A 23,480-nucleotide genomic window follows, 5' to 3' on the forward strand; every position below is an offset into this window, starting at 1 on the left:
AAGATTTGTTAGAGTAGAGCCCTTCAAAAATTGAAGGGCTCTACTAATTAATATATTTAAATTTAGACATTACAATTGGCCAATTATTTTAGAAATATTAGTTGTAGTTTACTGTTAGTAGTTGTTATAATCTCTTGCAAAAAAGATAAGGAGTTATATTTTTTTGAGTTATTGTCCGAAAAAGAAACAGGGATTTCTTTTAGAAATGATTTAAGAGATACTCCCGAACTTAATATACTTACATATCTCTATTATTATAATGGTGCAGGTATAGCAATTAGTGACTTTAATAATGATGGTTGGGAAGATGTATTTTTTGTGTCTAACCAAAATGAAAATCAATTATACCTTAATCAAAAGAATTTTCAATTTAAGGAGGTTACTTCTGATCTTTTAAAAGATAATAATGGATGGTCTACAGGCGTAATAGCGGTGGATATAAATAATGACGGATTACAGGATATATATGTTTGTAAAGTTGGAGATTATAAAAATATAAAAGGTAGAAATAAATTGTTTGTCAATCAAGGTTTAGACAATGATGGTATCCCAATTTTTAAAGAACAAGCTTCACTTTATAATCTTGATATATCTAGTTTTTCTACTCAGTCTGTCTTTTTTGATTATGATTTAGATGGAGATTTAGATATGTATTTGTTAAATCATTCTGTGTATCCTAATCGGAGCTACGGAAGAGGTTCGAAACGAAATCAGGTTGATTCTCTTTCAGGAGATAAATTGTACAGAAATGATAATGGAAAATATTACGATGTTTCTGTAGCGTCAGGAATTTTTCAAGGAGGTATAGGATATGGATTAGGAATAACCGTAGAAGACATCAATAATGATCGTTATCCCGATATTTATATAGGTAATGATTTTTTTGAAAATGACTATTTATATATTAATCAAAAGAATGGAACGTTTAAAGAGGTGATTACTTCAAATTCTTCTAAAATTCAGCATACATCACACTATTCTATGGGTACTGATATTGCTGATATTAATAATGATGGATGGTCCGATATTTTATCTTTAGACATGTTGCCTGAGGATCTTAGTACTTATAAATCATCTGGAACTGAATACGGTTTTACAATTTATAACCAATACCTTAAGAATGGATACCAACCACAATACATGCAAAATGGTTTACAGTTAAATCGAAGAGGTGAAAACTTTAGTGAAATTGCATTTTTCTCAGGAATTGCAGCTACAGAATGGAGCTGGGCACCATTAATTGCTGATTATGATAATGATGGATTAAAAGATGTCTTTATTTCTAACGGAATTAAAGGGGCTACTAATGATATGGATTTTATTAGTTTTATTGCCAACGATAATATTCAAAAACGTATCGATGAAGGTATGACTAAAGAAGATTTGGCTTTGATTGATGAATTACCTAATAAGAAAACTAGTAATTATTTCTATCGTAATAAAGGTGATTTAACTTTTGAGAATGTGTCTAATCAATGGTCTAAGAACTTGCCATCTTACAGTAACGGAGCTGTCTATGCGGATTTAGATAATGATGGAGACTTAGATATTGTTACTAATAATATTGATGAAAATGCTTTTGTTTACGAAAACCGGGCAGATACTTTAATGAATCATAATTATATAAGATTAAAATTAAAAGGAGTAGGGCAAAACTTAAAAGCTATTGGAGCGAAAGCTACTGTTTTTACAAGAAATGGCTTGCAAACTTCTAGTGTTAATCCAGTTAGAGGGTATTTGTCATCTGTTGGTTCAACATTACATTTTGGTTTAGGAGACAATCAAAAAATCGATTCCATTCAAGTTGCTTGGCCAAATGGAGATAACTCAATTTATAAAAATGTAAAAATAAACACTATAACCTCTTTAATTCAGGATAGTACGAATGTTTTATCTAGGACTTTTAAAAAGAATTCACTCGTTGTACAAAAAAAATCTCAAAATATAATATTTAAACATCAAGATTACGAAACTAAAGATTTTAGTGTAGAACCTCTGGCACCATATGCTGTATCTAATGAAGGACCTCATGTATCCGTTTTAGATATAAACAAGGACGGATTAGATGATATTTTTATTCCAGGCGGAAGATTTAAATCAGGAACATTTTTTTCACAAAAAATATCAGGAGAATTTGAAAAAATAGAGCAATCTGATTTGAAGTTTTATAAAAAATTCGAAGATATTGATCAGCATTTTTTTGATGTAGATTCGGATGGTGATTTAGATTTAATTACTGTTTATGGAGGTAATGAAAGTTATACAGGGTATGAATCAAGTCCTATTTTATTTATAAATAATATGGGTAAATTTAAAGCAATGCCTGATGCTTTCCCTAACATAAAAATGAATGCTTCAGTGGTAATTACTTCCGATATAGATGGTGATAATGATGAAGATGTTTTTATCGGTAATAATAGTATATCCGGAGCCTACGGAAAATCCCCAAAAAATTATCTGTTCCGTAATGATGGGGATGGAAATTTTACAGAAGTTACTTTAGATATGGCGCCTGATTTATATACTGTCGGACAAGTATATGATGCACAATTTGTTGATGCTAATAGTGATGGTTATGAGGACCTAATAGTAGCAGGACATTATATGCCAATTACCATTTTTTTAAATGACAGAAAAGGTAATTTTATCAAAAAGGATATCCCTTCTCTAGAAAAAACAAATGGTTTGTGGAATTGTATATCAATCCAAGACATGGATAGAGATGGGGACTTAGACATTGTTGCAGGAAATTGGGGATTGAATAGCAGATTAAAAGCTTCTAAAGAAGAACCAATTCAATTATATTTAAGTGATTTTGATGATAATGGAAAAGTAGATCCAATAGTAACCTATTTTTATCAAGGTAGAGAAACACCAATAGCTACTAAGGATGAATTAACGAAACAAATACCTGGACTTAATAAAAAGTTTTTGTCTTATAAAGCTTTTTCTGAAGCTGATTTTAATGATTATTTCCTAAAAGAAAAAATAGATCAGGCAGAAAAAAAACAGGTCTATATGCTTGAGACAACATTTTTCGAAAATAAAGGAGATCTAGATTTTATGGCACACAGTTTATCTTGGGAGACACAAATTTCATCAGTCCATGATGTGTTAGTTCATGATGTAAATGCTGATGGATATCATGATATAATTCTTGGAGGAAATACCTATGAAATCAGTACTCAATTAGGTAGATTAGATGGATCCTATGGAACCATACTTTTTAATAATAAAGATGGCGACTTTGTGAGTTCTAAAAATTCTGAATTGAAGGTGGATGGAGCAGTTAGATCTATTAAAGCTATAAAGATAAAAGAGGAAGAATATTTATTATTTGGAGTTAATAATGATAGTATCCAGTTAGTCAAAAAGATAAAAGAGTAACATGAATAAATTTTTATACAGGAGTTTTATAATTCTTATCCTTTCATCTTGTGCAAAGGAAAAGGCAGAACAGATAAAGTCAGAACAAGAAGATACTTTGTTTACTAAGCTTACTCCCGAAGAGACAAAAATTGATTTTGTAAATCAGGTCGATAACGAAAAAGACTTCAATATTTTTACATATAGAAATTTTTATAACGGAGGAGGAGTAGCGATTGGAGATATAAATAATGATGGTCTACCAGATGTATATCTAACTGCTAATAGAAAAGAGAATAAATTATATCTTAATAAAGGAGATTTTACATTTGAAGATATTTCTAAAATTTCCAACACAACAGGAAACAATTCTTGGTCAACAGGAGTTGTTATGGTAGATGTCAATGCGGATGGATTATTAGATATTTATGTGTGTAATGCCGGTAATGTAGAAGGGGATAACCAAAAAAATGAGCTCTTCATTAATAATGGTCCTTCGGAAAACTCCGGTACGATAACGTTTACAGAAAAGGCAGAGGAATACAATCTTGCAGATAGCGGATTTACAACACATGCAGCTTTTTTTGATTATGATCAAGATGGCGATCTGGATGTTTATATTCTAAACAATAGCTTTATCCCAGTAAGTAGTTTAAGTTATGTTAACAAGCGTAACCTAAGAGCAAAAGATTGGGATATTCCGGAAATCTTAAAAGGAGGGGGAGATAAATTACTTAGAAATGATGAAGGAATATTTACAGATGTTAGTGAAACTGCGGGGATATTCGGAAGTTTGATCGGTTTTGGATTAGGTGTTACTATTGGAGATGTAAATAAAGATTTGCTTCCAGATATTTATGTTTCAAATGATTTTTATGAAAGAGATTACTTGTATATAAATAAGGGTGATGGAACCTTTAGTGAAGAAATAAAAGATTGGGTAAAACATCTTAGTATTTCATCCATGGGAGCTGATATGGCGGATATTAATAATGATGGATATCCAGAGATTTTTGTAACAGATATGCTTCCAGAAGAAGATCAACGATTAAAAGAGACTAGTTCTTTCGAAAGTTATGATGTGTTTAAGTTAAAGAAGAGCAGAGATTTCTATAATCAATATATGCAGAATTCCTTACAGCTTAATAACGGTGATAATACATTCTCTGAAATAGCTTTTTATAGTGGGGTTGCCAAAACGGATTGGAGTTGGGGAGCTTTACTGTTTGATATGGATAATGATGGTTATCGCGATATATATGTTAGTAATGGAATATATCACGATCTTACAGATCAGGATTTTATGAACTTCTTTGCGAATGACATCATCCAGAAGATGACATTAACAGGCAAAAAAGAAGAGGTAGATTCTATTATTAATAAAATGCCATCTACCCCAATACCAAATTATTCTTTTAAAAATAATGGAGATCTTAGTTTTTCGGATACCACAAAAAAATGGGGTTTTGAAGAGCCAACCTTTTCTAATGGATCTGCTTATGGAGATCTTGATAATGATGGTGATTTAGATTTGGTAGTTAATAATTTTAATATGCCTGTTTCTATTTACCAGAATAATAGCGAAAAAGAGAATAATAACTATGTGAAAATTAAGGTTACCGGTGATGATAAGAATACATATGGGATAGGAAGTGTAATAGAGTTGTACATCAATGATGAAACCATGAGGCAAGAATTGATTCCTACTCGAGGTTTTCAGTCATCTATTGATTATGTAATGACTATTGGGGTCGGTAAGAATGATAAGATAGATTCGCTACGAGTTATTTATCCAGATGGGAAATCACAATTATTAAGTGATATAAAGTTAAATGGTATGATCACGGTAAATCATAAAGACGCGAATCAGAATTATCAATATATTTCACAAAAAAAACCAGTGTATTTTGAAGAGATAACACAGAATCTTGAAAAACATAAAGAAGATTCCTATGTAGATTTTGATTATGAAGGGTTAATTTATAAAATGCAATCTCGTGAAGGTCCTGCATTAGCTATAGGAGATATTAATAATGATGGGAACGATGATGTTTTTATAGGAGGTGCCTATGGTCAAAAAGGAAAATTATATACTCAGAATACTTCTGGAAAATTAAAGGTCACCTCTTTCGAAACTGAAGATTTTTTTGAAGATGTAACTGCTGTTTTTGAAGATGTTGATGGGGATAAAGATTTAGATTTAGTAATAGGATCTGGAGGAAACTTTAAAGGAGCTAGAGCGGGTGTAAGAAGTTACATCAATGATGGAAAAGGTAATTTTTCGAGAGGACGAATTATAAAACCAACTAACACCAATATTTCTGTTATAGCCACTTATGATTATGATCAGGATGGAGATGTTGATATTTTTGCAGGAAGTCATAGTATTATTGGAACATATGGAGTTTCGCCGGAAAGCTTTTTTCTAGAAAACGATGGCAATGGTAATTTTAAAGATGTTACTGCTAGTAAAGCTATTGATGCTAAAACGATAGGGATGATTACTGATGCTACCTGGAATGATATAAATGCAGATGGTAAAAAGGATCTTATTGTCGTAGGAGAATGGATGTCACCTAAGATTTTTATTAATGATGGGAAGTCTTTAAATATAATTGAAACAAATTTAGATGAGATTTCTGGATGGTTTAATACAGTAGAAGCAACAGATTTGGATAATGATGGAGATCTGGATTTAGTTCTTGGTAATAGAGGTTTGAATTCTATATATCAGTGTAGTCAGGAAACTCCTTCTAAAATGTATATCAATGATTTTGACAATAATGGAACTGTAGAGCAGATAATTACACAAACAATAAATGGTAAAGATGTTCCGATACATTTAAAGAAGGAAATTACAGCACAGATAAATATTTTGAAGAAACAAAACCTTAAATTTTCTGAATATGCTACCAAATCCATTGATGAGTTATTCTCTAAGGAAATTTTAGATAACACAACTATCAAAACGGTAAATAACTTTGCAAGTATGGTTGTTTATAATAATGGAGATAATACGTTTAACATTCAAGAGCTTCCAAAAGAAACTCAGTTGTCCTGTATCTGTGATGTAGAAACAGAAGACGTAAACAAAGATGGAAATATAGATCTTATAGTTGGAGGGAACAATTATAATTTTAAGCCACAGTTTTCTCGATTAGATGCCAGTCGAGGGAATGTTTTATTAGGAGATGGGAAAGGAAATTTTAAAAATCAAAAATCTTCTGGGTTTTTAGTCGAAGATGAAGTTAGAGCTATGCGTTGGTTAGAAAATAAATCAGGTGAGAAATATTTACTTGTAGGTATTAATAATCAAGTGCCCAAAATTTTTAAGATGAATACTAAATAATATCCAAAGAATAGAATTCATACGAATGATTAAAGATAGTATCATATTAACCTTTGGGCTGTTATTTTTAGTAGGGTGTCAAAAGCAAGAAACTAATCAAGGAGAATTATTTGATAAAATTACTTCAGAGATAACTAATGTTTCTTTTCAGAATACCTTAAACCCTACAGAAGAGCTAAATATCCTAGACTATCTGTATTACTATAATGGTGCAGGTGTAGCGGTTGGGGATATCAATAAGGATGATTTAGCAGACGTGTTTTTTACCTCTAATCAGGGAGAAAACAAACTCTATCTCAATAAAGGAAATTTTCAATTCGAAGATATAACGGTTAAAGCAGGAGTAAAAGGAAATTCTGATTGGAATACAGGAACCGTGATGGCTGATGTTAATGGAGATGGGTATCTTGATATTTATGTTTGTGCGGTAGTAGGGCTTCAAGGACTAAAAGGAAAAAACGAATTATTCATTAATAATGGTGATAATACATTTACCGAAAAAGCTTCAGACTATAAATTAGATTTTCAAAACTATAGCACGTCAGCTTCTTTTTTTGATTATGATAATGATGGAGATTTAGATATGTATTTGTTAAATCACGCAACGCATACTCAAAATTCTTTTGGTAGAGCATCTCTTAGAGAAAAAAGAAGTGTTGAAAGCGGTGATAAATTATTACGTAATGATGGGGGATTTTTTACAGATGTAAGTGTAGAAGCTAGAATTTATGGTGGAGGAAATGGATACGGTCTCGGAATAGCAACCGCAGATTTTAATAATGATGGATATACAGATATTTATGTAAGTAATGATTTTCATGAAGATGATTACTATTATATCAACAATACAGATGGTACTTTTCGTGAATCATTAAAACAACACTTTGGACATACTAGCCGTTTTTCCATGGGTAATGATGTATCAGATATTAACCATGATGGTTATGTGGATATTATAACATTGGATATGACACCAGAAGATGAAGTTGTTCTCAAAGCTTCTGCAGGAGATGAAACAGTTGATATGTTACAAATGCGAATCAATCGATTAGGGTATCACTATCAATATGCTCGCAACATGCTTCAGGTTAATCAAGGAGATTATTTTTCGGAAACAGCGTTGTTAAGTGGAGTGGCAGCTACAGATTGGAGCTGGTCAGCATTGTTTGCAGATTATGATCAAGATGGAGAACAAGATATATTTATATCTAATGGAATCCCTAAACGTCCAAATGACTTAGACTATATTAAATATATCTCTAATGAGAAAATTCAAGAAAAGCTGAATAGCTCAAAATTAGTAGATAACGAGGCATTAGATATTATGCCTTCTGGAGAAGTGCAGAATTGTATTTTTAAAGGAAATAAAGAGATTAATTTTACAAATAAATCTTCAAGCTGGCTTCCAATAGAAAGTACTGCCTCTACAGGAAGTGCATATGGGGATTTTGATAATGATGGAGATCTAGATATTGTAACCAATAATATCAATGCAGCCCCTTCTTTTTATAAGAACAAAACGAATGATAAAAAACGCTTTTTAAAACTAAAGTTTGATTTTAAAGACAAAAATAAACTAGGAATTGGAACTAAGGTGATCTCTTATCATAATGGAATTGCTCAGTATAAACAATTGTTTACTTCCAAAGGTTTTCAGTCTTCTTCTGAGCCAATAATTCATTTTGGTTATGATACTATCACGGAAATAGACTCTCTGAAAATTATATGGCCCGACAATACCGTGCAGGTGGCAGAAAATATAGCTACAAATCAAAGTTTGACGATCAAGTTATTGCACAAAAGAAATGCTATTGATTATGAAAAGTTATTTCCCAAAAACAAAAGTTGGTTTAAAAAAATAGATTCTATTTCAGGATTACAATATGTTCATAATGAGAATAATTATACAGATTTTAATCGGCAAAAGTTAATTCCGTATAAAATTTCGGACCGAGGACCTGCGACAGCAATTGGAGATCTTAACAATGATGGAAAAGAGGATGTTTTTTTTGGAAGTTCTAAGCACCAGGCATCTAAACTGTTTTTTCAAACAGATACTGGTTTTGAGCAACAAGAATTATCAATTTTAGATACTGATAAAAAGAAAGAAGATGTAGCAGCTATTATTGAAGACTTTAATAATGATTCTATAAAAGATTTACTAATTACTTCTTCTGGAGGAGAGTTTTATGGTACATCTAAGGAATTAGTGGATAGATTATACACAAACTCATTAGATGGATTAGTAAAAAGCAATTTTCCAGAATTATATAATCATGAATCCGTAATAAAAGTGAATGATGTAGATAATGATGGTGATTTAGATATTTTTATTGGAGGGTATGTCGTTTCTAATGATTTTGGAAAAACTCCAGATTCTTACTTATTGATTAATAATGAAGGTAGTTTTAGTATAAAGGAGAATAGAACACTGCAAAAAATTGGAATGGTTACAGATGCAATTTGGAGTGATTTTGATAATGATGGGATAAAAGATTTGATTGTTATTGGAGAATGGATGTCTCCACATTTTTTTAAAAATAAAGATGGAGAGTTAATAGAAGTCACTAATGAATTTTTATCAGAGAAATTGAATGGTCTTTGGCAGTCTATTGTAGATTTTGATATCGATAATGACGGAGATATTGATTACTTACTAGGTAATTTTGGTTTAAATTCTAAGTTTTCGGCGTCGTCAGATTTTCCTCTTAGGATGTACTACGCTGATTTTGATAATAACAATAAAACGGAAACAATTGTTGCAGTAGCTAAAAATGGGAAGTACTACAGCACGTTAGGATTAGATGAGTTATCTAGTCAGCTTAATTTTTTAAAGAAAAAGTTTACGACCTATACTAGTTTTGCAGGAAAAACCATTGAAGAGATATTTGACAGAGATGCATTAGAAAATGCAAAATTATTAGAGGTACATGAACTAGCTTCAGGATATTTAAAAAATGATAAAGGAACATTTTCCTTTGTTCCTTTTGATAATTCACTTCAATTGGCTCCTATAATGACTATGTTAAAGTATGATTTCGATAAGAATTCAAAAGAAGAGGTTTTGATAGCTGGAAATTATTTTGGAGTAATTCCTTATCATGGCAGGTTTGATGGTTTTTCTGGAGCTTTGATACAGCAAAACAATGCTGTGATTGAGGCTAGAGAACTAGGAATTAACCTAAGTCAGAAATCGGTTAGAGGGTTAAATATTATTAATTTTGTAAATAAGGATTATTTACTAATCACATTAAACAATGGAAAAGCAGAGATTTATAAGATACTTTGATAAAGTAATAAAACATAACTTATTTATAAGAAGTAAAAGCTTGTTTTTGCTTGCTTTATTAGTATTTGCTTTAAATGCTTGTCAAAAAGAAGAAAAGAAAATTGAGATCACCTCAGAAGATTATCATAGCGCTGTAGATAAAATTACAGAAGTAATGGTGCATGATATTTTCTCTCCTCCTGTTGCTAGTCGGATTTATAATTATTCGAATATTGCCGCTTATGAAATAATAAGACAAGAAGAAGGATATAGAACCTTGTCTAATCAATTGCATAGTTTAAAAGCGGTTCCTGAAGCAGATACAACAAAGAATATAAATCATAGACTCTCTGCTTTAGTAGCATATTTAGAAGTAGGAAAATCATTGCTTTTTTCAGAAGATCGAGTAGAGCAATATAGGGATAGTTTGTATGATTCTTGGAAATTACAAAATGAAAAAGTATTTAATGATTCTAAAATATACGGATTAGCTGTAGCCGAGCATGTAAAAAAATGGTATGCTTCTGATAATTATGCACAAACCAGAACGATGCCTAAGTTTTCTGTGAATACTGAAGATCCTTCTAGATGGCAACCAACTCCTCCGGATTATATGGATGGGATAGAGCCACATTGGAAAAAAATAAGACCTTCGATTATTGATTCTTCATCACAATTTAAACCAGCGAGATATCCAGATTTTTCTTTGGAAAAAGGAACTCCCTTTTATAAAGAATTGATGGAAACTTATGAAGTCGGAAATAAGATTAAAGAAGAGGGAGAGGAGTCAGAAAAATTAGAAATAGCACAATTCTGGGATTGTAATCCATATGTTTCTACACATAAGGGACATTTAATGTTTGCTACTAAGAAAATAACTCCAGGAGCACATTGGATTGGAATATGCAAAATTGCCTGTCAAAAAACGAATTCGGATTTTGCAAAAACTGTTTTTGCTTATACCAAGACTTCTATTGCTATTGCAGATGCATTTATTAGCTGCTGGGATGAAAAGTATAGGAGTAATTTAATACGTCCGGAGACATTAATAAATCAACATATTGATGAAAATTGGACACCTGTATTACAAACACCACCATTTCCAGAATATACTAGCGGACATTCTGTAGTGTCTGGAGCTGCGTCTACAGTTCTTACAGATATTTTTGGAGATGATTTTTCCTTTGATGATGATACCGAATTACAATATGGGTTGCCGATTCGTTCTTTTAAATCTTTTAATCAAGCAGCAGATGAAGCTGCAGTAAGTAGGTTATATGGTGGAATCCATTACAGAGCAGCTATTGATTTAGGCTTAGATCAAGGTAGAGCTTTAGGAAGCTTTGTGATACAAAAAATAAAAATGAACACTTCAAGTTCTAAAGTCACAAGTTCTAATTAGTATGAGAAAAATTGTAGCTATAATTTTAATCATCATATTGGGCATATCTGGCTGGTATTTATTTATAAAAAAATATGATTATCAAGTTTCCTTTAATGCTAAAGGTTCTCCGGGAAGCGTTTATTATCAAATTGTAAATTGGGAGTCTTGGGGAGATAATAAAAAGGTAAAAAATATTTCTACCATAGATACTACACTATTGAGTATGATATCTCAGAAAGTGAATTTAAAAGATACTGTTTTTAATTTAGAGTGGACATTAGAAAGTGTAAATGATTCTGTTACTAAAATTAAGGTAGGTGTGTTTTCTGAGAAGCATTCTATAATGAATAGACTGGGAATACTTACAGGTGATACTAATTTCACAAGATCTTTAAAAAAAGAATTCAAAACGTTTGGTAAAGGAGTAAACAATTTTGCTAATACTTTTAAAATACAGATTGAAGGAGAGTCCGAAATACCAAGATTAGAGTATTTATATGTTTCATCATCATCAAGTAGGTTAATGAAAGCCGCTATGATGATGCAGACTAATTCAGATCTATATCCAAAAATAATAGAGAATAAAGTAAAGATAGATGGGTTTCCATTTGTAAAAATTAAAGAATGGGATGTTTTGGACGATAAAATCAAATTTGATTTTGGTTTTCCAATAGAATATAAAGATTCGTTGCCTATAAACTCAGTAATAAAATATAATAAGTTACCTGTTCAGAAAGCTTTAAAAGCTACTTTTTATGGTAATTATAGGAATAGTGATCAAGCCTGGTTTGCACTAATGGAATATGCTAAAAGAAGAAATATATCTATAGATAAAAAACCGTTAGAAATTTTTTATAATAATCCAATGCAAGATGGCAATGCATCGCAATGGAAAGCCGAAATTTTCTTACCTATAAATTAGTTGTGATTTATAGGATCGAAAGGATATTAAAATCTACCTATTACTCCCAGTTGACCAGCTCCTAACGTAAGGTCCCATTTGATTTTAAATTTTCGACTATTGTAAACATATCGCTCTTTTTTATTCAGGTAGTTGTCAATACCATCAACAATAACTACACTAAGTACAACACCAAGAGTTACATCAGTCAACCAATGTGCACCTTGCCATAATCGAGATATAGGTGAGATCAGCCCTAACGCATAAATTCCTCCTTTTACATAAGGATTTTCAAATTGCTTACTAATAGCATAGGCAGTTGTAAATGATAATATAGCATGACCTGAAGGGAATGAGTGATAATCTGCTTCACTGCTGTAAAACTTAAAGGCATCTTTACCTTTTCCTGTATAAGGTCTAGCACGACCAGCTAATGTTTTACTAACAGTTTGGATAATTCCACCTGCAGTTGCAGAAGCAATCAATAAAACGCCCGTTTTACGAACTTTTTCATTTTTCGTAATTAATCCAAATGCATAAATTCCTGTAGTTAAACCATAGTTAACTAGTGGTTTTCCGAAACGAAATCCTGTTTCTTTTACGAAATCTGGAATATCTTCTTCTTGATCCGTAAAAAAATCATTAGCAGGTTCATCTATTAAGTATAAAAGGGCAGTCCCTGCTACAATTCCCCCAAAGGTTGCCCAGTCCTTGCCTTTCCATCTAAAGGGTTGTGTATAAGCATTTTTTATCCCTCCAAATGCTGAAACTCCATCATATTTGAGCATTTGCCATCTGGTCATATCACTCTGAAGTTTTTTAGACTCGTCTTCAGTATTTTCTTTTGGTTCCTCTTCTATCGATTTTGGAAGTGGTTCTTCTTTATTTTTATCAGATTTTTCTTGGGCATTCGTGTTAATTGAGAGAAGAAAAACAAATAAGAGGCTAAAATATTTCATATACTGAATTTGAGAAACAAAAGTAATAACTTATTCCTAAATAAAAATAAAATAGAGCGTATCAGTTATTTCTTCTGTAATGTAATTTAAACCTTATTATTTTTAAATTGTGTTGTAAGTTGTTTTATCTTCCGTGTAATTCCATGTTTGGAAGATCGTTAAGATCCTTTAAATAATAATCAAAAAAGCTTTTGGATTGTGTAAAATACTTGTCGCGATATTCTCTAATTCCATGATCACCTCCTTCAAATAAAATGAAACGTACAGGATGTTTATGTTCGTATAATTTATTAATTAACTCAAGTGATTCTGATGCCGTAACCCGCCAGTCTGAGCTGCCATGCATTAGTAGCATAGGGGTTGTTTTGCACATTTTATCTGCCCAAAAAACTGCAGACCTAGCTTTAAGTTCCTCTTCTTTATTTTTTTGATAATTCGGAATGTATTTAGCATAAACGTGTTCTTCAAAATCGGGACGATTTATCAGATGCGTAAATGCGTTAGCTGAACCAGCAAGAACAACAGCAGCCTTGAATTTACAGGTTTCTTTAAGTGCTAGATAGGTCATCATACCACCACGACTAGCTCCTTCTAAACCTACCCTAGAGGTATCTGCGTTATCAATTTCGTTAAGAGTTGTTACAAGGTTTAGAACATCATTTAGGTCTTTTCCACCCGCTTCTTCCTTTCCTTCACTTCCACCATTTCCGCGATATTGACTCGCCACTACTACATACCCCCAACTGGCTAGTTTTCCTAGAAAAAAGCCTACACCAGTTTCATTCCATTTACCAAATTTCCCAGTACCTCCTCGATTTGAAATAATACATGGAAAATTACCTTTCTGAATTGGTTTCGCTATAAAACCTTTAATTCTTAATGAATCAGACATATAAGTGATTCGGAAAAACTCAACGTTTTTAAGAGCCTTAACCATTGTAGAGTCGGCCTTATAAATTTTAGCAATTGTGGAATCGCTTAAAATTAACCTTTCTTTTTCTACAATCTTTCCGTTCTGAGAGTGAGAAAGAAAACATTTAAAAAAAGTTAAAACTAGAATTATTGCTAGTTTATATTTCATTATCAAGTTTTATTTAATGACTTACGATACTTATGTAATGTCAAAAGGTTTATTCACGATCTCTAAAAACTCATTTCTAACATCAGATTCAATAAATTTCCCTCCATATTCTATGGTAGTAGTAAAACTACTTTTGTCTTTAATACCTCTGGAAGAGACGCAGAGGTGTTTTGCCTGTATTACTACGATTACATCTTCTGTTCCTAAAGTGTTTTGTAAATCTTTTAGAATTTGCAAACAGAGTCTCTCTTGTACCTGAGGGCGATGTGCATAATAATCAACTAGCCTATTGATTTTGGATAATCCGATAACTTTATTTTTAGGAATATATCCAACATGAGCGTTACCAGTGATTGGAAGGAAATGATGTTCGCAAGCAGAATCAATTGTTATGTTTTGTTCCACTAACATCTTCTCATATTGGTATTTATTCTCAAAAATGGAAGTTTTAGGACGATTTTTAGGGTTTAAGCCATAAAAGAGTTCTTTTACATACATTTTAGCAACTCTGTAAGGAGTTCCCGAAAGACTATCATCGGTTAAATCAAGTCCTAATTCCTTCATGATTTCTGAAAAATGATGTTGTATACTTTTAATTTTATCCTCATCGGATTTATCAAAAGCATCTTTTCTTAAAGGGGTTTCTGTGTTGTTAGAAAAGTGAGAGTCTCCTATCAGTTCTATATTATCTTTATTACTCATAAAAACTCAAATTAGTTTTGGCAACATTTTTCATCTTCACATCTACAATATTTTTGATTATAATAATGTAGAACCACTAAGAATAATGTTATTGGATAAATGATAATTTCTGGCAAACTAAGTATTTCGAATTTTTCATTCATAATAATGATTAGTAATAGAGACCAGCTTATCCAAAAAGCATATTTTATTTTTGGTTTTGATGTAGTTTTAGTAGTTCTGTGAATCGCTAGGAAAGAGAGGACTAAAAAAACAAAATCTAAGGATTTCCACCAAAGAGGATTTATGTCTTTAAAAATCATAGATCCCGTATGAGCCATGAAAAGAAAAGGAGTTACTAAACAATGTAGTAAGCATAATCCACTCGCTACGATTCCTAAAGTATCCGATTTACTACGTAGATGTAATATATTCAAAAGAAATGTAATTATTATTAATGCGGCAAATATACTATTAATTTTATAAACGCAACTTTGTTGCATTAATAATAATTACATATTTTTGACAAAATATTATAATGATACGAACGGATTCCCTTCAGTTTACATATCAACATTCGGAAGATGAAATTTTACGTTTTCCAAACATTGATTTATCTCCCAAAGAAGATCTATTGATTTTAGGACCTTCTGGAGTAGGGAAAACAACATTATTACATATGTTAGCCGGGCTTTTACCTTTAAGAAAAGGTGATGTTTTTATAGCCAATACGCAGCTCAATAAATTAACAAGAAATCAATTAGACAATTTTAGAGGACGACATATAGGACTTATTTTTCAGCGAACATACTTTATCAGGTCATTATCAGTACTGGAAAATTTAACTATTCGTGAACGATTTTCTAAAAAGAAAAGTGATCGATATCGAAGAGAAGAATTAGTTATGCAATTAGGGCTCTCAAACTTAATGAATAAAAGGGTTTATCAATTAAGCGAAGGGCAACAGCAACGGCTTTCGATTGCGCTAGGAGTTATACATAAGCCTAAAATAATATTAGCGGATGAACCAACTTCGGATCTTGATGATGCAAATTGCGAAAAAGTGATTTCAGTGCTCAAAAGAGAAGCTCAAATTTGTAAAAGCAATTTAGTGATCGTAACTCATGATCAAAGAGTTAAATCTCATTTTAATAATCAAATATCCTTATAGAATTGTTGTATCTGGCTTACAGGAACTTGGTTTCTAAATCTTTAAATACGGTGTTAAGTATTTTGCTATTAATACTTAGTGTTTCATTAGCCATTTTTATTATACAAATAAAGAAACAGCTTTATCAGCATTTAGATAGTAATAGTAAACACTTTGATATGGTTATTGGTGCTAAAGGAAGTCCGTTACAACTTGTTTTGTCATCTATTTTACACCTTGATAATCCTACCGGTAATATATACTTAGAAGAAGCCATAGAAGTAGCTAAAAACCCAATGGTAAAAGACGTGATACCAATTTCTTACGGGGATAATTATAATGGCTATAGAATTTTAGGAGCTTCACATAAGTATTTGAACAAGTATGACGCTAGCCTAAGAAATGGACAATTATATAAAAAATCACTTGAAGTGGTAATAGGGAGTAATGTATATGAAAATAATAACTTACAAGTAGGGAGTACTTTTGCTAGTAGTCATGGTTTGGTGAAAAATGGAATAGAAATTCATAAAGAGAAACCATTTGTTGTGACTGGTGTGTTAAAGCCAACAGGATCAATTGTCGATCATCTAATTATAACTAATCTAGAAAGTATTTGGCAGTTACACGAACATGAAGACGAACACCAACACGAAAATGATCACCCCGAAGAGGAACACGAGGGAAAAAGAGAAATAACTTCATTGTTAGTTGCATTCAGAAACCCTATGGGAGCTATACAGATGTCCAGATTTGTGAATGAGAAAACTACTATGCAAGCGGCGCTTCCTAAATTCGAAATTGAGAGATTAATGAGTTTCTTAGGGCTTGGTTTTAAAACAATAAATGGAATTTCCATAGCTATACTCTTGGTAGCTTTGTTGAGTATATTTGTTAATGTAATCAAAACAGTTAGAGAAAGAAAACAAGAGTTAGCTTTGTTGCGGACGTATGGGGTAAGCATTTTTAAACTTATGCAATTGGTTTTTTTAGAGTCCATGATTTTAGCATTAATTGGTGTTGTTTTTGGATGGATTCTGGGAAGAACTGGCATTTGGTTTTTTTCGATTTTTTCAGAAGGTACCTACGGATACCATTTTGTGTTTAGTGCCCCAAGTGGCAAAGAGTTGTATATGTTAGTGTTGATCTTACTAACTACCTTTCCGGCAGCTATTCTAGCCTCTTTATCTTTACTTAAATTAAATGTTTCTAAAATATTAGCCGATGCCTAATTTCATTCTATTTTTTATAGTTCTTTTTTGTGCTAAATCTACTCTATTTTCCCAACAAGAATTATCTTGGAATGATTTAGCAGAAGTTAGTTTTCGTAATGTTTATAATGTACATTATGATGATTATTTTTTGAAACCGACATTTGGTGCTGGAATAGAATCATATAAAGGATCTAAGATAATTATAAGAGGATATTTTATAGATTTTTCTTCGGAAGATGATCAATTTTATATGGTATCTAGAAATCCTATGTCTTCCTGTTTTTTTTGTGGAGGAGGAGGTCCTGAGACTATTGTAGAAGTTATTTTTAAAAATAAACCAAACTATAAAATGGATCAGGTGGTAAAAGTGACCGGAATATTAGAACTTAATGAAGATGATGTAGATCACTGTAATTATATATTAAAGCAAGCAATAGGTGAATTAGTTAAGTAAATTGGATTAAAATTATACATTAGCTCTTAGATAAAAATTAATTAAATTTTGTAACAAATAAATACTATAACATATTATAATTGCCTTATGAAAAATATAATTTACAAAAGGTTGTTTTTATTGATATTCTTAATAGTTCTTTCATCTTGTACGGAAGAGAAACACCTTGTAAAGGTAGAAGGTGTAAGAATTGAAATAAATGATACTACTTCTAATGATGCGAATGTGGAAGCCTTTATTGAACCATATAGAACACATGTAAATAATACTTTAGATAGCACACTGGCGTATGCACCAAATACGTATTCTAAAAGTGATGGAGTTTTAAATACTGCGATTGGTAACTTGATGGCAGATATCGTGTTAGAGCAAACTAATCCATTTTTTAGATCAAAAACTAAAAATGAAATTGATATGGTGTTATTAAATCATGGAGGAATACGAGCTCCTATTCCTAAGGGTAATATTTCTGCTCGTACGGCTTATCAAGTAATGCCGTTCGAAAACAGTATTACAGTGGTAGAAATGAAAGGTGTTGATATAAAGAAACTGATTAAATATTTACAAAAGTCTAGAAAAGCCCACCCCATTTCGGGATTAAAACTTATTGTTGATAGTGATTTTGAAATAGTGAAAGCTTTAATTAATAATAAGGAAATTAAAGATGAAGAGGTGTATTTCGTTGCTACTAATGATTATCTCTATAATGGAGGTAGTGAGATGTATTTTTTTAAGCAAGCAGGCAAAGCCCATAAATTGAATTATAAAATTAGAAATGCAATGATTGACTATTTTAAAAAAGTAGATACGATCAGCCCGAAGATTGATGATAGATTTTTGCAAACCAATTAATAAGATAAAGAAATGAAACGAAGAGAATTTGTAAAACATACAGCAGTAACGGCAGGTTTGTTAACAATTGGAGGAGCTAGTTTATCATCTTTTTCTGCAAACAAAACGAAAAAGATAACAATCTTGCATACAAATGATGTGCATAGTCATATAGATCCATTTGGTCCAAATGATGGAAGGAATTCAAATAAAGGAGGTGTTGCGCGAAGAGCAACAATTATAGAAAATATAAGAAAAGAGAATCCAAATACATTGCTATTAGATGCTGGGGATATTTTTCAAGGAACTCCTTATTTTAATTTTTATGGAGGAGAATTAGAGTTCAAGCTTATGAGTATGCTTAAATATGATGTCGCAACCATAGGAAATCATGATTTTGATAATGGAATCGAAGGGTTACTTGCTCAATTTCCATATGCCAAATTTAAATTTGTTTCTGCTAATTATGATTTTTCTAATACCGTTTTGGATACGTTGGTAAAACCGTACGAAATAATAATAAAAGATGATATTAAGATAGGGATATTCGGTTTGGGAATAGAATTAGAAGGACTTGTGATGAAAGATTTATATAAGGAAACCAACTATCTTAATCCTGTAGAGATTGCTCAGGATATGAGTAGAATATTAAAAACTGAAGAAAAGTGCGATCTAGTTATTTGTTTATCACATTTGGGATACAATTATAAAAATGAACCTGATAAAATTGGAGATTTGAGCCTGGCGAAAGCTACTGAAGATATTGATCTTATTATCGGGGGGCATACACATACATTTCTAAAAAAACCAACTGTGGTGAAAAATAGGAAGGATAAAAATATACTTGTAAATCAAGTTGGTTGCTACGGTTTGTATTTGGGGAAGATAGATTTCTATTTTGATAGCGAAAAAAATAAAACTTCGGATGGTGGTTCTATTATTGTTTAAAACCCTTTTGAATATAATTCTTACGTTAAGCATATCTATTTTTATAAAGAAAAATAGATATGCTGTTACAAATACAATACAATTTGTCTGTTCTAATTGTATAAAATAACTGGATTTTTTTTTAAAAAACTTAGGTTGGGTATTAGTATTAAACCAAGTTTTAAATTATTGTTTCTTATTTTGCACCTTTCAGTTTTGGATTAATTACATTGATGATTCTTGATAATTAGGAATAGGCCAATCATCATTTGTAGAGAATTCACCCTTTTTCCATTGGTTAAGCTCCGCCTCTGTAAGCAAACAATTATCTAGTTGCTTAGTTACCAGGTTTACATTGATTTTTTGACCAATAAAAACTAGTTCAGTTTTACGATCACCAAAAGTAACGTCCCACTCCGATTCAATCATCTTTTGATTATCTATAAAAGAGGCATAGCTGATCCTATCGTTAAATGGCATTGAAGCCCACCAAACTCCTGCCGGGTCAGTTTTTAATGAACCTCCTGCGGAACCCCAAATAAGTGCTTGATTAGGTCGAGAAGCAAGCCAAAATAATCCTTTGCTACGAATAATGTTTGGCGGAAATTGATTTGTTGCAAAATCTAAGAACCTTTGTGGATGAAAAGGGCTACGTTTTCTGTAAACAAAAGAACCAATTCCGTATTCTTCGGTTTCAGGGATGTGTTCATTTTCAAGTTCTTGAATCCATCCTGCAGATGCTTCAGCCTCATCAAAATCAAATAGTCCGGTATCTATTACTTCATTCAGGTTTATTTGAGAATTTTGAGTAGGTATTACCTGAGCATTAGGGTTTAATTTATGAATAATATCATATAAATTCCTCAATTCCGATTCTGTTACCAGATCTACTTTGTTTAATAAAATTACATTGGCAAATTCTACTTGGTCGGTAAGTAAGTTAACAATGGTACGATCATCTCCCTCAATATTAGTAAGTTCTCTATCTGTTAAATACTGTGGACTAGAAAAATCCTTTAGAAAATTATAAGCATCTACTACGGTAACCATAGTATCTACATAGCTAAATCGACTTAAGTCTATATTCCCATCTTCACTAGCGAAACTAAAAGTTTGTGCTACGGGAATGGGTTCTGAGATTCCAGTACTTTCAATAATTAAATAATCAAACCGTTGTTCTTTAGCTAGTTTTTCTACTTCTATCATAAGATCTTCTCTTAAGGTACAGCAGATGCAACCATTGGACATTTCTACGAGTTTTTCTTCGGTTCTAGAGAGCGTGTTTTTATTTTCAACGAGTTGCGCATCAATATTGACTTCGCTCATGTCATTAACGATAACAGCTACTTTTAGCCCCTCTTTGTTATGCAAAATATGATTCAATAGTGTTGTTTTTCCTGCACCGAGAAATCCACTCAATACAGTTACAGGTAGTTTTTTCATTGACTTGAATATTTTTAAAAAATCTTAGTTTGTTAAAGTGATCTTACGAGTTACATTGTTAAATGGTCCAGGAATTAAGTTTCCCTCCTTATCGATCAATTCTAATTGAATTGTAACTTCTCCTATAGGAAGCCCTTTAATTATGTGTGGAGTCCATTCCGTAATAGTAAATTCTTCTCCATTGATTAAAGCACGAACTTTATGCCCATCTTTAGCAAGTGTTGTGTTTAATACGAAGAAATCCAACAAAATTTGTTCTGTGTCTTTACCCTTGTATTCACCTTTAGGCCTGCTGTAAATTAATGTTGGGGAATCCATCTTTAGCTCAGATGCGTTATTAGCATCTTCGCCAATCACTAACTTTCGTACTACAACGGAATTTTTATTTTTTACAGACTCATGATAAGATCGACTTAAAAAGGCAACTAAATGATGTACCCCATCAGGAATTTCTTTTTTAAAACTAGGCTCATAGTGTGCAGAATAAGGTTGATTATTCAAAATGAAATGAATATGTTGTCCTTTTCCAGAGTTTGCTAATTTTTGTGCATTTGGGCTTTGTGTTTGAGCTCCTAACTCATAGTTTTCTACCTGAAAAGAAAAATCCATTTCCCCAGATTTCTTAGAAACTATTTCTTTTGGAGTATCTAAAATCAATGATGCGTTGGCATAAGCAGGAGAATCTGCTAATTTTTCTAAGGTAATTCTTGGTTTTATTATTTCTTTAGTAACTTCCTCTTCAGTGTTTTCAACAGTTTCGGGAGCTTTTTTTTCTTGTTTACAAGCGGTAAAAGTAATTGCTAGTATAAACATTTTAAGATACAGATGTTTTGTGTAAAATTTCATTTTTTTGATTTTCAAGGATTATTAATGTATAATTGATCAAAGTTCCAAATAGATTCAGTTCCTTGATTAGTAATAGTTAGATTACCCAATTGGATAATACTATGGTCTTTTTCATTGAGTTCACAGGTAATCTGAGTAATTCTGCTATATTCAATTTCTCCCGAAGGCTCTATGCGTACTGTGATATCGCCTCCTTTAATGGTGAGTGTTTTTCCATTTTTCTTTAATAGTTTACATCGTAAATATCCCAATTCTTGAGTGATACGTAGATAATCTTCAGGGGTACAAGTCAAGTAAATCTCCTTTATTCCGTTAAAAAGTTTCTTGTTGGCATAGGTTGGTTTTAGAAATGCCTCTCGCGAATATGATGTATGATGCTTTCCATAAAGACTATCTAAAAAAACAGGATTATAAAATGCATACCATGTATGTAAGGCTGTTCCTGGACTTGGTGTGTAAAATGCTTTGAACCAAGTATGTTGATCCAGCCCTAATGGTATCTCTACAGTTTCTGTAGCATATAAAAACGAATCTTTAGAAGCTTTCATTTTAGGCTGTACTCCTAAATGAAAATGCTCATCTTGATTTTGAAGAGAGAAACCAATACCACTTTTCCCTACAGGTTCGTTATAACTATTTTTAGGACCTAGAATTTCAATATAGTGTTGATGTCCTCTAAGATAGCAAGTAGAGGAATGATCGTGTACTGGAGCAAAATCTGGCAAGCCCAGATCTAGTGAAGCATATGTGTTTTTCCATTGATTATCGTTTGTTAATCTTTCGTATGTAATGCTATCTACAACTACATATAAATGATCTAGGAGTAACTTAGATACATTTTTATTGAAAACTGCATCAATCTTTTTTCGATCTATAATAATATCAGAATCTTCTTTTTTCTCTCGTTCATTGCAAGAAACAAACGAAATCGAAAGAATTAAGCAAATAGCTATTCGTTTAAACATATTTGAAGCCTTTTCGTTAAGCTTTTTTTGTCAACTGATTAATTCTTTTTTTAATAATGAATGACTTATCATTGTACATCGTTCATAGCATTTAATAAAATAGTTGCAGCAATCCCAAAACCTGCTCCTGAAATGAACAGATTCCATTTTAAATGCTCTCCTCTAATAAATTGGGTATATATCCATAGGCATAGCATAAAAATCAACACAATAAATAATTGCCCGATCTCAATACCAATATTAAATGCTAGTAAAGGCATGATTATACTGTCACTAAATAGCATGAATTTAAAATTACTGGCAAACGCTAATCCGTGAATTAATCCAAAAACTAGCGCAATACTATATTTTAATTTAGTGTCTGAAAATTTACCATGTTTGTTATAGTTGATAATGTTTGCTAGCGCTGTTAACATTATAGTAAAAGGTATTAGCATATCTATAAGTTTGGAATTTGCTGGAATTATATCTAAAGCGCTAAGTATTAGAGTTCCGCTATGTCCAATAGTAAAAGCCGTAATAATAACTAATATTTGTTTCCATTGCTCCAATTTAAAAGCAGCACATAATGTCATTACAAATAATAAATGATCATATGCATTGATGTCAACTATATGATGCCATCCATTAATAAAAAAAGAATTTAAATTTTCCATTAAGT

18 protein-coding genes are annotated in these 23,480 nt (G+C 31.7%); 10 read left to right on the plus strand and 8 right to left on the minus strand.

Annotated elements, in window-relative coordinates:
* The first annotated feature begins 75 nt into the window (after positions 1–75).
* Genes BMY33_RS14075 through BMY33_RS14095 form a run of 5 tightly spaced genes read left to right on the plus strand, consistent with a single transcriptional unit; the run spans position 76 to position 12,289 of the window.
* Positions 76–3,387: a VCBS repeat-containing protein gene (locus tag BMY33_RS14075; RefSeq protein WP_244543025.1), complete on the plus strand. Its 3,312-nt coding sequence runs from the start codon at positions 76–78 to the stop codon at positions 3,385–3,387.
* A 1-nt stretch (position 3,388) separates the two neighbouring features.
* Entirely contained in the window at positions 3,389–6,715 is a 3,327-nt protein-coding gene (locus BMY33_RS14080; protein ID WP_091409696.1) for a VCBS repeat-containing protein, read from the plus strand.
* A gap of 25 nt (positions 6,716–6,740) precedes the next feature.
* Positions 6,741–10,004: a VCBS repeat-containing protein gene (locus BMY33_RS14085; RefSeq protein WP_091409698.1), complete on the plus strand. Its 3,264-nt coding sequence runs from the start codon at positions 6,741–6,743 to the stop codon at positions 10,002–10,004.
* The gene (locus tag BMY33_RS14090) at positions 9,973–11,385 is read left to right on the plus strand and encodes a vanadium-dependent haloperoxidase (RefSeq protein WP_091409701.1); all 1,413 of its coding nucleotides are present in this window, start codon (positions 9,973–9,975) and stop codon (positions 11,383–11,385) included. The genes BMY33_RS14085 and BMY33_RS14090 overlap by 32 nt, the downstream gene beginning before the upstream one ends.
* 1 nt (position 11,386) lies before the next feature.
* Complete coding sequence (locus BMY33_RS14095; RefSeq protein ID WP_091409704.1) at positions 11,387–12,289, plus strand: GyrI-like domain-containing protein; 903 nt, start codon at positions 11,387–11,389, stop codon at positions 12,287–12,289.
* Between the two features lie 26 nt (positions 12,290–12,315).
* Here BMY33_RS14095 and BMY33_RS14100 read toward each other — a convergent pair whose 3' ends face one another.
* The 4 genes from BMY33_RS14100 to BMY33_RS14115 all read right to left on the minus strand — a co-directional run bounded on the left by BMY33_RS14100 (position 12,316) and on the right by BMY33_RS14115 (position 15,426).
* Entirely contained in the window at positions 12,316–13,227 is a 912-nt protein-coding gene (locus tag BMY33_RS14100) for a phosphatase PAP2 family protein (protein ID WP_091409706.1), read from the minus strand.
* A 124-nt stretch (positions 13,228–13,351) separates the two neighbouring features.
* A complete protein-coding gene (locus BMY33_RS14105) occupies positions 13,352–14,308 on the minus strand; it encodes an alpha/beta hydrolase family protein (RefSeq protein WP_091409709.1) in 957 nt (318 codons plus the stop codon).
* Positions 14,309–14,338: 30 nt separating this feature from the next.
* Positions 14,339–15,010 carry a GTP cyclohydrolase I FolE gene (gene folE / locus BMY33_RS14110; protein ID WP_091409711.1) on the minus strand — a complete coding sequence of 224 codons (672 nt, stop codon included), beginning with the start codon at positions 15,008–15,010 and terminating at the stop codon, positions 14,339–14,341.
* 11 nt (positions 15,011–15,021) lie between these two features.
* Complete coding sequence (locus tag BMY33_RS14115) at positions 15,022–15,426, minus strand: MerC domain-containing protein (protein WP_244543026.1); 405 nt, start codon at positions 15,424–15,426, stop codon at positions 15,022–15,024.
* A 101-nt stretch (positions 15,427–15,527) separates the two neighbouring features.
* Between BMY33_RS14115 and BMY33_RS14120 the strand changes: the two genes are divergently transcribed.
* The 5 genes from BMY33_RS14120 (at position 15,528) to BMY33_RS14140 (ending at position 19,586) form a co-directional block, all read left to right on the plus strand.
* Positions 15,528–16,160, plus strand: a complete 633-nt coding sequence (locus BMY33_RS14120; protein WP_091409717.1) for an ABC transporter ATP-binding protein — start codon at positions 15,528–15,530, stop codon at positions 16,158–16,160.
* A 50-nt stretch (positions 16,161–16,210) separates the two neighbouring features.
* Positions 16,211–17,371, plus strand: a complete 1,161-nt coding sequence (locus tag BMY33_RS14125; RefSeq protein ID WP_425284225.1) for an ABC transporter permease — start codon at positions 16,211–16,213, stop codon at positions 17,369–17,371.
* Positions 17,364–17,807: a hypothetical protein gene (locus tag BMY33_RS14130; RefSeq protein ID WP_091409721.1), complete on the plus strand. Its 444-nt coding sequence runs from the start codon at positions 17,364–17,366 to the stop codon at positions 17,805–17,807. Before BMY33_RS14125 ends, BMY33_RS14130 begins: the two co-directional genes overlap by 8 nt.
* 87 nt (positions 17,808–17,894) lie before the next feature.
* Positions 17,895–18,659 (plus strand): 5'-nucleotidase C-terminal domain-containing protein, encoded by a 765-nt coding sequence (locus tag BMY33_RS14135; protein ID WP_091409724.1) that lies wholly within the window; start codon positions 17,895–17,897, stop codon positions 18,657–18,659.
* Positions 18,660–18,671: 12 nt separating this feature from the next.
* On the plus strand, positions 18,672–19,586 hold the full coding sequence (locus tag BMY33_RS14140) for a bifunctional metallophosphatase/5'-nucleotidase (protein ID WP_091409726.1): 915 nt from the start codon (positions 18,672–18,674) through the stop codon (positions 19,584–19,586).
* A gap of 204 nt (positions 19,587–19,790) precedes the next feature.
* On the opposite strand, the gene BMY33_RS14145 is transcribed toward BMY33_RS14140, so the two are convergent.
* From BMY33_RS14145 to BMY33_RS14160, 4 genes are all read right to left on the minus strand, one after another.
* Positions 19,791–21,008, minus strand: coding sequence for a GTP-binding protein (locus tag BMY33_RS14145; protein WP_091409728.1), 1,218 nt, complete (start codon positions 21,006–21,008; stop codon positions 19,791–19,793).
* Positions 21,009–21,032: 24 nt separating this feature from the next.
* Positions 21,033–21,854, minus strand: a complete 822-nt coding sequence (locus tag BMY33_RS14150; RefSeq protein WP_091409730.1) for a hypothetical protein — start codon at positions 21,852–21,854, stop codon at positions 21,033–21,035.
* Between the two features lie 11 nt (positions 21,855–21,865).
* On the minus strand, positions 21,866–22,819 hold the full coding sequence (locus BMY33_RS14155; RefSeq protein ID WP_091409733.1) for a DUF5829 family protein: 954 nt from the start codon (positions 22,817–22,819) through the stop codon (positions 21,866–21,868).
* A 68-nt stretch (positions 22,820–22,887) separates the two neighbouring features.
* Entirely contained in the window at positions 22,888–23,475 is a 588-nt protein-coding gene (locus tag BMY33_RS14160; RefSeq protein WP_091409735.1) for a HupE/UreJ family protein, read from the minus strand.
* Positions 23,476–23,480: the final 5 nt, after the last annotated feature.

The organism is Aquimarina amphilecti, from assembly GCF_900109375.1.
GTDB classification, from domain to species: Bacteria; Bacteroidota; Bacteroidia; order Flavobacteriales; family Flavobacteriaceae; genus Aquimarina; species Aquimarina amphilecti.

Coding starts and splice junctions, on each gene's coding strand:
- BMY33_RS14080 (WP_091409696.1), top strand. CDS start 3,389: ATGAATAAATTTTTATACAGGAGTTTTATAATTCTTATCCTTTCATCT.
- BMY33_RS14085 (WP_091409698.1), top strand. CDS start 6,741: ATGATTAAAGATAGTATCATATTAACCTTTGGGCTGTTATTTTTAGTA.
- BMY33_RS14090 (WP_091409701.1), top strand. CDS start 9,973: ATGGAAAAGCAGAGATTTATAAGATACTTTGATAAAGTAATAAAACAT.
- BMY33_RS14095 (WP_091409704.1), top strand. CDS start 11,387: ATGAGAAAAATTGTAGCTATAATTTTAATCATCATATTGGGCATATCT.
- BMY33_RS14100 (WP_091409706.1), bottom strand. CDS start 13,227: ATGAAATATTTTAGCCTCTTATTTGTTTTTCTTCTCTCAATTAACACG.
- BMY33_RS14105 (WP_091409709.1), bottom strand. CDS start 14,308: ATGAAATATAAACTAGCAATAATTCTAGTTTTAACTTTTTTTAAATGT.
- folE (WP_091409711.1), bottom strand. CDS start 15,010: ATGAGTAATAAAGATAATATAGAACTGATAGGAGACTCTCACTTTTCT.
- BMY33_RS14120 (WP_091409717.1), top strand. CDS start 15,528: ATGATACGAACGGATTCCCTTCAGTTTACATATCAACATTCGGAAGAT.
- BMY33_RS14130 (WP_091409721.1), top strand. CDS start 17,364: ATGCCTAATTTCATTCTATTTTTTATAGTTCTTTTTTGTGCTAAATCT.
- BMY33_RS14135 (WP_091409724.1), top strand. CDS start 17,895: ATGAAAAATATAATTTACAAAAGGTTGTTTTTATTGATATTCTTAATA.
- BMY33_RS14140 (WP_091409726.1), top strand. CDS start 18,672: ATGAAACGAAGAGAATTTGTAAAACATACAGCAGTAACGGCAGGTTTG.
- BMY33_RS14145 (WP_091409728.1), bottom strand. CDS start 21,008: ATGAAAAAACTACCTGTAACTGTATTGAGTGGATTTCTCGGTGCAGGA.
- BMY33_RS14150 (WP_091409730.1), bottom strand. CDS start 21,854: ATGAAATTTTACACAAAACATCTGTATCTTAAAATGTTTATACTAGCA.
- BMY33_RS14155 (WP_091409733.1), bottom strand. CDS start 22,819: ATGTTTAAACGAATAGCTATTTGCTTAATTCTTTCGATTTCGTTTGTT.
- BMY33_RS14160 (WP_091409735.1), bottom strand. CDS start 23,475: ATGGAAAATTTAAATTCTTTTTTTATTAATGGATGGCATCATATAGTT.